The 12,034-nt window shown below is 67.1% G+C and carries 11 protein-coding genes; 8 read left to right on the top strand and 3 right to left on the bottom strand.

All coding sequences use genetic code 11. The features are described 5' to 3' along the window. The first annotated feature begins 215 nt into the window (after positions 1-215). The 6 genes from CSQ85_RS10070 to CSQ85_RS10040 all read left to right on the top strand — a co-directional run bounded on the left by CSQ85_RS10070 (position 216) and on the right by CSQ85_RS10040 (position 7,813). Complete coding sequence (locus CSQ85_RS10070; RefSeq protein ID WP_150383942.1) at positions 216-974, top strand: hypothetical protein; 759 nt, start codon at positions 216-218, stop codon at positions 972-974. A 415-nt stretch (positions 975-1,389) separates the two neighbouring features. After that, positions 1,390-1,911 carry a 50S ribosomal protein L10 gene (gene rplJ / locus CSQ85_RS10060; protein ID WP_107041554.1) on the top strand — a complete coding sequence of 174 codons (522 nt, stop codon included), beginning with the start codon at positions 1,390-1,392 and terminating at the stop codon, positions 1,909-1,911. Positions 1,912-2,035: 124 nt separating this feature from the next. Next, positions 2,036-2,419: a 50S ribosomal protein L7/L12 gene (gene rplL, locus CSQ85_RS10055; RefSeq protein ID WP_107041555.1), complete on the top strand. Its 384-nt coding sequence runs from the start codon at positions 2,036-2,038 to the stop codon at positions 2,417-2,419. 194 nt (positions 2,420-2,613) lie between these two features. Next, a complete protein-coding gene (locus tag CSQ85_RS10050) occupies positions 2,614-4,008 on the top strand; it encodes an FHA domain-containing protein (protein WP_150383931.1) in 1,395 nt (464 codons plus the stop codon). 5 nt (positions 4,009-4,013) lie between these two features. Continuing rightward, positions 4,014-7,613, top strand: coding sequence for a helicase (locus tag CSQ85_RS10045; RefSeq protein ID WP_150383930.1), 3,600 nt, complete (start codon positions 4,014-4,016; stop codon positions 7,611-7,613). Then, positions 7,613-7,813, top strand: coding sequence for a hypothetical protein (locus CSQ85_RS10040; RefSeq protein ID WP_107041558.1), 201 nt, complete (start codon positions 7,613-7,615; stop codon positions 7,811-7,813). The genes CSQ85_RS10045 and CSQ85_RS10040 overlap by 1 nt, the downstream gene beginning before the upstream one ends. Positions 7,814-7,815: 2 nt before the next feature. Here CSQ85_RS10040 and CSQ85_RS10035 read toward each other — a convergent pair whose 3' ends face one another. The 3 genes from CSQ85_RS10035 to CSQ85_RS10025 all read right to left on the bottom strand — a co-directional run bounded on the left by CSQ85_RS10035 (position 7,816) and on the right by CSQ85_RS10025 (position 9,624). Further along, positions 7,816-8,547 carry an SAF domain-containing protein gene (locus CSQ85_RS10035; protein WP_190973004.1) on the bottom strand — a complete coding sequence of 244 codons (732 nt, stop codon included), beginning with the start codon at positions 8,545-8,547 and terminating at the stop codon, positions 7,816-7,818. 120 nt (positions 8,548-8,667) lie between these two features. Continuing rightward, entirely contained in the window at positions 8,668-8,853 is a 186-nt protein-coding gene (locus tag CSQ85_RS10030; RefSeq protein ID WP_107041560.1) for an FmdB family zinc ribbon protein, read from the bottom strand. Between the two features lie 78 nt (positions 8,854-8,931). Continuing rightward, on the bottom strand, positions 8,932-9,624 hold the full coding sequence (locus tag CSQ85_RS10025) for a 5-formyltetrahydrofolate cyclo-ligase (RefSeq protein ID WP_150383928.1): 693 nt from the start codon (positions 9,622-9,624) through the stop codon (positions 8,932-8,934). An 87-nt stretch (positions 9,625-9,711) separates the two neighbouring features. Between CSQ85_RS10025 and CSQ85_RS10020 the strand changes: the two genes are divergently transcribed. After that, positions 9,712-10,377: a GNAT family N-acetyltransferase gene (locus CSQ85_RS10020; RefSeq protein ID WP_223846933.1), complete on the top strand. Its 666-nt coding sequence runs from the start codon at positions 9,712-9,714 to the stop codon at positions 10,375-10,377. Between the two features lie 153 nt (positions 10,378-10,530). Continuing rightward, positions 10,531-11,925 carry a hypothetical protein gene (locus CSQ85_RS10015; protein WP_150383926.1) on the top strand — a complete coding sequence of 465 codons (1,395 nt, stop codon included), beginning with the start codon at positions 10,531-10,533 and terminating at the stop codon, positions 11,923-11,925. Positions 11,926-12,034: the final 109 nt, after the last annotated feature.

Below are 12,034 nucleotides of genomic sequence, written 5' to 3'. Positions count from 1 at the left end.
GATCCCCTGACATGAGAAACCGCACCTCCGATCATCGAATCTGAATTACTTCAGTCCAACAATCGGGGTGCGGTTCAAATCCGCGGGTCGAGGAGGCGCTTTCCGAGGCTCCCCTTGTCAGGGGAGCTGGACCGCGAAGCGGGACTGAGGGGTAGTCGACATAGCAACTAGACTTGAATCTCGGATATGCCGGGAGTGTGACGAGGGGAGTGGCGATGGCCAAGCAGCCGGTCGAGGTGTCGATTCGCGGATGGAAGAAGAACACGGTCAAGCCGGGGCGGGAGCATGGCCGCGTACTGCTCATGCCCGGCACCGGATACAACTGCGATCGCCCGCTGCTGTACTGGTCGGCGCAGGCGCTTGTGGAGGGTGGCTGGCGCATCGATCGCATGAACGTGGCGCATGCGTCCGACGACCTGTCCTCCGTGATCCCCGTCATCAACAGCGCGATCGACGGCTGGGTCGCCTCGGTTCGCGCGGAGACGCCCGACGCCCGTCTTCTGCTGATCGGCAAGTCCCTGACGACGATGACCTACCCGCACGTCGCCACGCACTACGGCCTGCCGTTCGTGCTGCTGACCCCGGTCCTGCACCACGCCGACTTCGACCCGTCCGCCCGTGTGATCCCGGTCCCGCGTGTAGGCGACGACATCGTAGCCGAGTCCGAGGCCCCGTCCGTCGACGTCGCCAGGGCCCTGCTCCACGCTGATTCCGGTGATTCTGGTGATGCCGCCGTCTCCGCCGACGAACTCGCCCGTTGGCGCGACTCCCGTTACCCCGGCCCGGCGCCCCTGGTCTGCGCCGGTACTGCCGACCCGTTCTACGACCGCGCCCGCGCCAACGCCCTGACTCCGCATGTCCACGAATACCCGGACGCCAACCATTCGATCGAGGTCCCCGGTCACTGGCGCCGCTCCCTCGACTACCTCAAGGAGGTCTCCGCCTCCGTAGCCCAATACGCCGCCACCCTCTAGCCGCTCGCCGCTTCTTACTTACGACTGGGCGGTGTACGTGACATGAACATGGGCCGAGGGGCGGGCCGCGATGCGTATTGCCGGACCGTAGGCTTGGCCGAACGGCCTTGAGTGTGTCCGGCGATATGCATCGCGGCGCGACCCGGACGAAACGTAAAGCCGCGACACGCCGATGGGCATCCTTGTCGCAGCCCAGTCGTAATTTATCCCTTCGTAAACCACAGACCGTTGGTTGGAGCGTTCACGCGTTCCCGAAGTTTGGTTCGCCAAGCCAGCGCAGGTTGAGAGATGTAAGCCCGTTACGGGCAGCCGGAAACGGCCTTATGTTGCTCTGCCTGCGTGCAGGGCTTTTTTGTTGCCCTGACATGGCGCGTCAAACCGGAGAAGATCAACGGCCGATCTAGGAAGGAACGCCATGAAGAGGCCCGAAAAGGAAGCGGTGGTTGCCCAGCTTACGGCTCAGTTCCGTGCTGCTGACGCGATCTACCTCACCGAGTACCGCGGGCTTACCGTTCCGCAGGTCAGTGATCTGCGCGAAAAGCTAGGCCGCGATACTTCCTACACCGTGGCAAAGAACACGCTGGCACGCATCGCCGCCAAGGAAGCGGGCATCGAGGGTCTCGACGAGATCCTTTCCGGCCCGACCGCCATCACCTTCGTGAAGGGCGACTTCATCGAGGCTGCGAAGACCATCCGTGACTTCGCCAAGGCCAACAAGGCCCTTGTCATCAAGGGCGGCTACGCCGACGGCACCGTGTACGATGCCGAGGGCGCCACCAAGCTGGCGGATCTCAAGTCCCGCCCGCAGCTGCTCGCCGAGTTCGCCGGCGACATCAAGGCTACGATGTCCAAGGCCGCGTACCTGTTCAACGCTCTGCCGACCAAGGCCGTGCGTACGATCGATGCGCTGCGCGAGAAGCAGGAGAAGGCTGCCTGATCAAGCGGCCGGCCCTCGAGGTCGGCGCCGATCGAACAGTCGGAACCATAAAGAAAAAAATTTTTATAGGTGACGGGCAACCTCTTCAACCCCAACCCGTCGCCATGATTGAAAGGAAGCCATTATGGCTAAGTTCACCCAGGATGAGCTGCTGGAAGCCTTCGGTGAGATGACCCTCGTCGAGCTCTCCGAGTTCGTGAAGGCCTTCGAGGAGAAGTTCGACGTCGAGGCCGCCGCTCCGGCCGCCGCCGTCATCGCCGCTCCGGCCGCTGGCGCTGCCGCTGAGGAGGAGGAGAAGACCGAGTTCGACGTCGTCCTCTCCGCCGTTGGCGACAAGAAGATCCAGGTCATCAAGGCCGTCAAGGCCATCACCGGTGCCGGCCTGGCTGAGGCCAAGGCCCTGGTCGACGGCGCTCCGAAGGCCATCCTCGAGAAGGCCAAGAAGGAAGACGCCGAGAAGGCCAAGTCCCAGCTGGAAGAGGCTGGCGCCACCGTCGAGCTCAAGTGATTGCCGCGGCTTGAAGCCGCACATCACCGCTCAACATAGCGTTGGGAACCCCGCATCCGCTTCGTGCCGATGCGGGGTTTTCGCAATTTAAGTGGATATTGCGTCAAATGCCGTCGTGGCATGACACAATAAGAAATAGTGTGTGATTCGAGCACGTTCGGGATGAGGACGCGAAGGAAAGGAAGGCCGACACGGTGAGCGAGCAAACGACGAGCCAGTGGCGGGTGAAGGTCAATGGCGGCACCCAGGTCGGCGTCCGTCCCGGCGAGAGCCTCGAGATCGGTCGCAAGCCGTTGCGCCCGCTGCCTGATGACGGCGTCGCGCGTCTGGAGATCGAGGATTCCGCGAAGTCGATGTCGAAGCGTCATGCGCTGCTCACCGTCAATGCGGACGGCGACGCGCTGTTGCGTGATCTGAATTCGACCAACGGCTCCTACGTGGTCAATCCGGATGGCCAGCTGATGCGTCTGCCCGCGGGGGCGGACTTCCCGCTGCCGACCTCGCCGATCCGTCTGCAGTTCGGCGACGTGCCGATCGATTTCGTACGTGTCGACCAGCCCGATCCGGCGGCCAAGCCCGCCGCGCCGCATGTGGCGAACCTGTTCGATTATTCCTCGCCGACCACGTCGCGTCAGGAGCCGGACCCGGCCGATATGTCCGTGGCCGACATCCTTGACCTGCGCGCCGGCGAGCCGACCGCCGTCTTCAGCGCCCAGCAGTCCGCCGCGGGTACGGCGGCGAGCGTGAAGCCGCTTGACCCCGTCAAGGCGTTGGCCGGCACCGGGCCGTCGCCCGACGTTCCGGATGATGACGAGCCCGAGTCCGATTTCCATGTGGACGTGTCGCCCGATGCGTCAGGTGCGTCCGATGCGTCCGCTGCCGATCAACCGGCCTCCGCGGGCGATGTCGCGAGTGTCTCCGCGTCCGATACCGCGATCGACACTGCGTCCGATGAGCCGGTCCACGTGCATCCCGCCGATTCCATGCCGTTGCGTCTGGACGACGCGCACGCCGACACGGCCCCGCGCGACCTGTTCATCGATGCCGCGACCGGCTCGATCCCGGCCGTCGCCGTCACCGCGGAGGCCGACGTCTATCCGGCCGTTGCGGATCGGCAGCAGCCGGCCGTCGCGGACGCCCAGTCGCCCGTCATCCAGGGCACGCCGGACAACACGCAGCCGATGGAGAACCACGCTCCCGACACGGCCTCCGAGACCGCCGTCAGCGAGACCGTCGTCACCGAGAGCGTCGTCGACCAGACCGTCGTCGCCGCGAACGCCTCCGACACCCCGCACTTCGAGCCCGAGCCCGGTTCCGTGTTCGAGAAGGTCTCGAACGGTGATTTCGACCGTGAACCCCGGATCATCGAGGCCGGCGGCTACACCTCCGAGGACGCCCGCCACACCACCGACATGACCCAGCAGTTCGAGATGGCGCGCCACCGCGAGCTGCTGCCGTTCCTCGCGATGAATCCGGCCCTCTACGACGACCTGTACGCGTGGCTGGCCGCGCAGGGCAACCACGACATCGACGAGGCGCTCGCGCACAACGCGGGCTATCAGGATTACCGTGAAGCGGTAGGAAAGTGAACACGATGAGCACACAGCTGACGCTTGACCGTCTTCAGGAATGGCACGACCGCTATCGCACCTCCCTCGTGCCCTCGCCGCTGGAGAACATCAACCAGCTCGCGGCGCAGCTTGACCTGACCCACGCGCACCCCTCCGGCATCGCGCAGCTGTTCGCGTCCGGGCATGTCACGCTGGAGTCGCTGTTCCGCGACAACGGCATGCTGCGCGCCGCCGAACGCCGTCTCGGCCGCGTGCTCGACGACCGCGCCGCCAAGAAGCGCGTCAGCGGCGTCGCGGAGCTGTCGCTCGTCGTCGGCGTGGCCACATGGAAGGGCAACGCGCTACCCGTCCTGCTCTACCCGGTCAGCGCCGAGGCCTCCGACACCCCCGGCCATTCGACGATCACCTTCACCGGCAACGTGACGCTCAACGCCTCGTTCGTCTCCGTCATGCACTCGATCGGCGTCGATCTGGACGAGGAGTACCTGTTCGACGGCTCGCACTACGCGTCCGGCACGCCCGAGACCTCGGCCGTGTTCGCCGCGATCACCAGCCAGATCAAGGCCCGCATCGCCGACTTCTCCATCGAACGCCACATCATCCTCGGCTGCTTCATGGAGCCCGCGGCGCAGATCCTCACCGAGACCCAGCACATCATCGACGATCTCGGAGACGGGCTGAGCGGCAACACGCTGCTCGACGCGATCGCCGGCGACGAGGCGGCCGCCAAGTCGCTGCGCAACGCCTCGATCCCGGACTACAGCCCGTTCGACGCCGATCCGCACACCGAATACGAGATCGGCGACGTCGACAACACCGTGCGCTACGCCGCGCAGCTGGCCGCCTCCGGCCATTCGATCAGCGTGGACGGCGCGCTCGGCCGCGACACCGCAGAACAGGCCGCCGCGATCGCCTCCCGCTGTGTGATGAACGGCCGCTCCGTGCTGTACGTGCCGGGCGTCGCCGAGCAGAAGCGCCGGTTCACGCAGGTGATCCGTGCCAATGAGATGCAGGGGCTCCTGCTCGACATCGCCGACGAACACGCGAACGCCGAGATCGACCGCCAGCTCATCACCGCGGTCGGCTTCCAGGAGGGCGTCGCCACCCAGCACTTCGACCAGCTGTCCGACGAGCTGGTCGGTGTTCGCTCCCGCCTCACCCGCTATCTGGGCGACCTGCACGGCGTGAGCGACAAGTGGGGCGTCTCCGCCTACCAGACCATCCAGAACCTCGCGGCGATCTCCATCGCCCCGACCCATCCGGCCACCCGTGTGCGCCTGACCGAGGCCGCGGCCCGCGGCATCGGCGGCCATCTCGACGAGTGGACGCGCAAGCTCGAACGCGCCGGCGAGGTCGGCGAGTACACGATCGGGCCGGACGACACCGCGTGGTACAAGGCGTCGGTCACCAGCGAGAAGGACGCGGTGGCCACCTACCAGCGCGTCATGGACCTGCTGCAGAAGGTGCTGCCCGCGGTGCGCGAGCACGTCGCCTCCACCGTGCAGACCTGCGGGTTCCCGGTGCCCGAGACCGCCCGCGACTGGGGCCGCCAGATCATCGTCCTCAAGAACCTTCGCCGCGTGCTCGACGTGTTCCAGCCGGAGATCTTCGAACGCGACATCGATTCGATGATCGAGGCCACCAAGTCGAAGGCCGACCGCAAGGCCGAAGGCACGACGATGGGCTTCTGGGAGCGTCGCCGCCACGCGCGCGAGGCCAAGTCGCTGCTGCGCGTCGGCGCGCAGGTCGAGGACATGCACGCCGCGCTCGTCGTCGTCAAGAAGCAGTCCGAGCAGTGGCACTCCCTCGTGCCGCACGGCGGATGGCCGGTGCTGCCGCCCAAGCTCGACCAGATGATCGCCGCGCAGGAGACGATGTCGCAGGACATGGTCGCGCTCGACACCGTGCTGAGCACCACGCCCGCCGGCGGCGAGCTCGAGACGCGCGACTTCAACGACGTCGAGACCCGGCTCAAGGCCCTGCTCGACGACCGCAAGGCGCTCGACACGCTGCCGGAGCGCTGCCGTCTCGAGAACGAGTTCCAAGCCGCCGGCCTCAATGATCTGGTTGCCGACTTCACCAACCGCCGCGTGCCCGGCGAATCCGTCGGTCCCGAGCTCCAGCTCGCGTGGTGGACGACCGTCTTCGAGGACATCGTGCGCTCCTCGCCGATCATCTCCAATCAGGACGGCTCCGTGCTGGCCAACGCCACCGAGCGCTTCGAACAGGTCGACATCGAGCATGTGCGTTCGATCGGCCCGATGGTCGCGCAGGAGTCGATGCGCAGGCTGTGCGACATGCTGTTCGCACGCACGCAGGAGGCGAACCTGTTGCACACGCAGCTCGCCGGCCGCGGACGTGTCACGCTCGATCGCATCCGGCGCGACCACCCGGCGATCCTCGCCGCCGCCAAGCCGATCCTCATGGCCACGCCCGACACGCTCGCCTCGCTCACTCAGCCGCATATGCTCGCCGACGTCGCCATCGTCGACGCCTGCGCGCACATCCCCGCGATCCAACTGCTGAGCGTGCTCGTGCGCGTCAAGCAGGTCGTCGTGATCGCGCACCGCGGCACCGTGACCTGCCCGAGCCTCAAACAGCTCATCGACATGCTGCCTGCCGTCGAGACCAAGTCCCATCCGGTGCGCCGCGCGCCGCGCCTGACCGCGTTCCTTGAAAGCGAGGGGTATGGCGCCGTGCGCTACGACGTGACCACCTCCGGCGCGGTCGGCCGCGTGGCCTACCACAAGGTCGAGGCCAACGGCACCCCGGTGTTCGCCACCGGTCTGGTCGAATCCAGCCAGCAGGAGATCGACGAGGTGGTGCGCCTGATCACCGAACGCGCATCCAGCTTCACGATCGTGCCCGCGGGCTACATCCTCACCGTCGTGACGATGACCGACGTGTTCCGTGTCCGTCTCGGTGCCGAACTGAAGGCGCTGGCCGGCAAGGACAAGTCGATGAACAGCTTCCTGCGCCACGTCCGCATCGTCTCGATCCGTGAGGTCGCCGGCGCCCAGGCCACCGACGTGATCTTCACGCTGTGCTATGCGAAGACCGCGTACGGCAAGCTGCTCCAGCAGTTCGGCGCCATCGAGGAGCCGGGCGGACGCAACCTGATCCTCGACGCGCTCGCATTGGCCGACCGCAACGTCGACATCGTCTCCGCGTTCTCCTCCGATGAGATGCTCGACGAGCGCATTCACTCCGCCGGCCCCCAGCTGCTCAAGACCATGCTCGTATGGGCCGAGCAGCTCACCGACGACACGGTGCGTCCGGCTGAGATCGAATCCGGTTCGAACACGCTGTTCAACGATCTGGCCGACCGCATCCGCTCGCGCGGTCTCAAGGTCGCCATCGACTACGGCTTCGACAAGGGGCTGAAGATCCCGATGGTCGTGGGGCTCAAGGACAAGCCGTTCGCGCTCGCGGTCCTGACCGACGACGCCGGATACATGTCCATCCAGTCGACGAGGGAGCGTCACCGCATGCTCGCCGCCGACCTGATGACGCTTGGCTGGTCGGTCACGACCGTGTGGAGCGTCGGCGCGTTCGTCAACCCGGAGAAGGAGGTCGACCGCATCGTCGCCCGCCTCGGTGAGATCTACCGGGAGGTCAAGTGATGGCCGGGTATTCGGCCGAGCGTCGCACGCCGCGCAAGCACAGGCGCGTCGTGCGTGAGGGCACCGAACGATTCGACGCCGACGGTGTCAAGCTGGAGCCGTCCGACATGATGACCGAGCGCCAGCGCGAGGCGGACGACGACCAGCGCATCCTGGGCGAGCTTCCCCCGCACTGGGCCGTCTTCAGCGAAAAGGAATAAAGTCACTGCTCCACGGCGACGATGGCGCCCGCGTCGGCCGACGCCATCACGCGCACGGCGGCGTCCGGCTCGACGGCCACCTCGATCGTCGTGTCGCCCGAGTCGTCGACGGACGCGGGCCGCATGACCAGCGCCTGATTCGTCAGCGTGCATGGTCCCTGACGCTGCTCGACCGTCTCCGAGCCGGCCGCGGGGCCGCCGGTGCCGTCGGGGTCTGTGGGGTCTGCCGTGCCGTCGTCCGCATTCGCGGATGGTTCGGGGATGATGTCGTTCCGTGTCGTGCATCCCACGGCGGAGACCAGCGAGATGGTGTCGCCGGGCAGCAGGTCCGCCACGTCGTTCGACACATGCACTTCGATCGCGCTGCGTCCCGGCGGGATGACCGGGGCCGTGCGGGTGAGCGTGGGGTGGAACGGCTGATGCTCGTCGATGTCGATCTGTGCGATGGAGCCGACCACGTCGTCGACGCTCCTCGTCGCGCCTTCGACGGCGATGGATGCGGGTACTTCGATCACCGTCACGTCCTTGCGTGTGATGACGCTGCCGCGGGCGATAGCCCGCGAGGCCACCGTGATCGAGGCCGTGGCGGTCATCGAACTGTATACGGACAAGGTGGCGAATACGGCCAAGGCGACGCACAGCGCCGCGGCGAGACGGACCAGACGGGCGCGCAGGCGCCGTGCGGACAGGGTGGGGCGCATGAGCCGCGCCCAAGGCGGGGTGTTCTTCGTCATACCCGCCATCGTGGAGGGGGCGGCGAACCCGGGTCAACCCGTGCGGGTGATGTGGACGAAGCCCCCGCCTATCGATCGATTGTCATTAACTCACTAACGCGACGATCGGACGGCCGATCGTCACTTCTTGCCGGAATCGGTGCGGTAGAAGCCGCTGCCCTTGAACTCGATCGGCACGGCGGAGAAGATCTTGCGCACCTGCTCCTCGTGGCACTGGGGGCACACGGTGATCGGGGCGTCGTCGAACGACTGGTGCTCGGTGAAGTCGTATCCACAGCTCTTGCAACGGTAGTGATAGGTAGGCAACGTGATCCTCCTGAACGAAATGGCGACGAACGGGACGTCTGATGGGACGTCCGACGTGCGATGGCAACCGTACATATCCTAATCATCGGCCCGACACGGGCGGGCGGCGGTTTCGCATGCGGTGAACCGGATCACCCCGCCGGGGGTCAGGGCCCCGTCGACGGGCAGGTCGTGCGTCTCGCGCGGCAGCGGCTCATCGCCGGGGGCGCGCACCTCCCAATCCCAGCACACCGCGAACACCGGGCATCCGGGGGAGCGGTGGGTGAGGGCCCGGTCGTACCAGCCGCCGCCCCGGCCGAGGCGCGTGCCGGCGCGATCCACCGCCAGCGCGGGAACCAGTATGAGTGCGGCGTCGGCCAGCGATTCCGGCGGCAGGGGCGCGCCCGTCGGCTCGTCGGGGCGGTGATGACGGCGGGTGCCGTCGCCGCCCCGTGCGCCGTCGTCCATATCCTCAAGCGAGCCGGTGGACTCGAGCTCGCCCCACCCGACGTCGAGTCCGGCGCCGAGCCGAGGCACGAGCACGCGGCAGCCGGCCGCGAGCAGCGCGTCGAGCAGCGGCCGCGTCTCGATCTCCGACCCCATCGACACGTATGCGGCCACCGTCACGACGGCGTTCGATCCCGCGTTCCTGTTTTCGCCGTCGCCGATCGCATCGACGAGTCCGCGCGCAAGCCGGGCGAGCCGCAGCCCCGCGCCCGTCCGGTCGTCGACGGCCACCGATTTGCGGCGTGCGATGGCCGCGCGACGCAGCATCCGCTTCATGTCATCCATGACCTCCAAGCGTACGCTTTCCCGTGTTTCCGTTTCCCCATGCCGGCCCACGCGATTCGCCCGACGCGACGGTGGCACAATGGACAGGTGTCAGTTTTCCAAACGCTCCGCGACGCCTTCGCGCCGGACCCGAACGCCATCTCCACGCCGATCGTGCTGAACGCGCCGACCGGCGCGGTGCCGATCACCCTGCGCACGATGGACGCCGACGACGAGGGGGCGTGGAGCGAGGTGCGATGGGGCAACGACGAATGGCTGCGGCCGTGGGAGTCGGGCGATCCGATGCACGGTCCGGGCGTCACGTTCAACCAGTGGCTGGCCGGCCAACGGCGCAACGAGCAGCATGGCACCGGCGTCGTCTTCCTGATCGAACACGGCATGCGCATCGTCGGGCAGATCTCCCTGGGCGCGATCTCCTACGGGTCGATGCGCACCGGCGTCGTCGGGTACTGGGTGGCGCGCGACCATGCGGGCCACGGGATCGCGCCCACCGCGCTCGCGATGCTGGCCGACTGGGCGATCGGCGACCCGGCCGGGCCGCGGCTGCATCGTCTGGAGATCGCGATCCTGCCGGAGAACGAACGGTCCCTTGCCGTCGTACGCAAGGTCGGGGCGCGGTACGAGGGCACACGGCCCAACTACATGTACGTCAACGGGCGATGGCGCACGCACGAGACGTTCTGCATGCTGGCGGAGGACCGGGGGGAGGGATTCGCCGCGCGACTGGTCGGGCGTCTGGCCGAGCGTCGGTGAATTGTTCGTGAACTTGTACGGATCGTTGTCCATGACCATCGGCGGCCGGGACAAGCCTGCGGTCGGATTCCCGCGCGAGTCGCGCGCCACGTCTGCCGACACGCCGGAACGCAATATGGTGAATGTGACGGGCCTCTCCTATTGTATGTGGATATGGGTTACGAGCAGTTGAGCACCGTCATCGTGCTGATCATCGTACTCATAGGAGTCGTGGTCTGGCTGCCCATTCGCACATCCAACAGCATGCGGCACGTGGAGGAACACCGGCAGGACCGGTATTCCACATCGTTGCATCTGGTCGACGAGAACAGCGGGACTCGATTCAGCGACGACACGACCTTTGCGAAAGGGGTACAGATGCAGCCGAGTGAGAGGCGCGCGAACACGCTCACCCCGGAACGTATAGCCGAGGTGCGGCGCCTGCGTCATGCCGCGGTCCGTCGTCGTCAGATGATCGTCGCCGCGTTGCTGGTGATCACCGTGCTCGTTCTGGTGCTCGCCATCACCCTGCATTTCAGCACGTTGTTCGCATTGATCCCCGCCGCGCTGACCGCTGTCGTGCTCGCCTTGGGCGCGCACGCCGCAAGCCAGGCCCGCGCATGGGAGCACAAGGTCGCCGAGGCGCGCGCCCGCGAACGCAAATCCAAGGCCGCCCGGCTCAAGGCCGAACGGGCCAAGGTCGAGCAGGCCGCCGCCGAGACGGCCAGACAGGTCGCGGGCGACAACGCCCCCACCGATGAGATGACCAGCCTCGAGATCCGCAGGGCGCTGCGTCAGGCCCAGCTCGAACAGAAGAGGGCGCTCGCCGAACGCGCCCGCAAGGAGGCCGAGGCCCAGGCCCGTGCCGCCGCCGAAGCGCAGGCGCGTGCGGCGCAGGCCGCGCTCGAGGCGCAGCGCACCGCCGCGGCCGAAGCGGCGAAGGAGCCTGCTGCTCCTGTCACGCCTGCTGCTCCTGTCACGCCTGCTGCGGCCGTCACGCCTGCTGCGGCCGCGACCTCCACGGCTGCGACCTCCGCAACCGCCGACGCGGTCTCCGGGGCCTCCGGGAAGCAGACTGCCGCGCCGGCGGAGCCCGTCGCCTCCGACCACACCACCGAACTGGCCGAGGTGCATCCCGCGCGCGCGATCGACGCGTACGACATGGCCACGTCGCAGGATCTCATCTCCTTCTCGCTGGGCGAGGCGCGCAACACGGCGCCCGAGTCCGAGACGCCCGAAAGCCGCGAGATCAAGTCGATGCGTCAGGTCGCCAAGGCCGAGCCGGTCGACGCCGAACGGGAACGCGAGCTGGCCGAGGAGGCGAAGATCGAGACGGAACCCGCGAAGGCCGGCGAAACAGCCGACGAATCGATCGCCGAGACCATGGCCGAGTCCGAGGCCGACGAGCGTCGTTCGGCGGACGCCTCCGCGCCCGCCCAGGACGCCGGCATGAACGACGTCGAGGCGTTCCACGAGTCCGAGGAGCAGGCGAAGGTCGCAGTGCCCGCCGCCACCTCCGATTCGCTGGGCAACAACCTCGCGGCGATCCTCGCCCGTCGCGGCGCCTGACCGGTCTGCTTGACCCGTCCGCGTTTCTCTCACAGCGTTAGCACTCGAGTTGGCAGAGTGCTAAAAAGCGCGCTACCATGTGAACCAGTGCTTGGGATCGCGCAAGTGA

Source organism: Bifidobacterium rousetti, assembly GCF_008698235.1.
GTDB lineage: Bacteria > Actinomycetota > Actinomycetes > Actinomycetales > Bifidobacteriaceae > Bifidobacterium > Bifidobacterium rousetti.
This window is presented reverse-complemented; position numbering and strand designations above follow the sequence as displayed.

Excerpts from the sequence above, each read along its gene's own strand:
- CSQ85_RS10070 (WP_150383942.1), top strand. The coding sequence starts at position 216 with ATGGCCAAGCAGCCGGTCGAGGTGTCGATTCGCGGATGGAAGAAGAAC.
- rplJ (WP_107041554.1), top strand. The coding sequence starts at position 1,390 with ATGAAGAGGCCCGAAAAGGAAGCGGTGGTTGCCCAGCTTACGGCTCAG.
- rplL (WP_107041555.1), top strand. The coding sequence starts at position 2,036 with ATGGCTAAGTTCACCCAGGATGAGCTGCTGGAAGCCTTCGGTGAGATG.
- CSQ85_RS10045 (WP_150383930.1), top strand. The coding sequence starts at position 4,014 with ATGAGCACACAGCTGACGCTTGACCGTCTTCAGGAATGGCACGACCGC.
- CSQ85_RS10040 (WP_107041558.1), top strand. The coding sequence starts at position 7,613 with ATGGCCGGGTATTCGGCCGAGCGTCGCACGCCGCGCAAGCACAGGCGC.
- CSQ85_RS10035 (WP_190973004.1), bottom strand. The coding sequence starts at position 8,547 with ATGACGAAGAACACCCCGCCTTGGGCGCGGCTCATGCGCCCCACCCTG.
- CSQ85_RS10025 (WP_150383928.1), bottom strand. The coding sequence starts at position 9,624 with ATGGATGACATGAAGCGGATGCTGCGTCGCGCGGCCATCGCACGCCGC.
- CSQ85_RS10015 (WP_150383926.1), top strand. The coding sequence starts at position 10,531 with ATGGGTTACGAGCAGTTGAGCACCGTCATCGTGCTGATCATCGTACTC.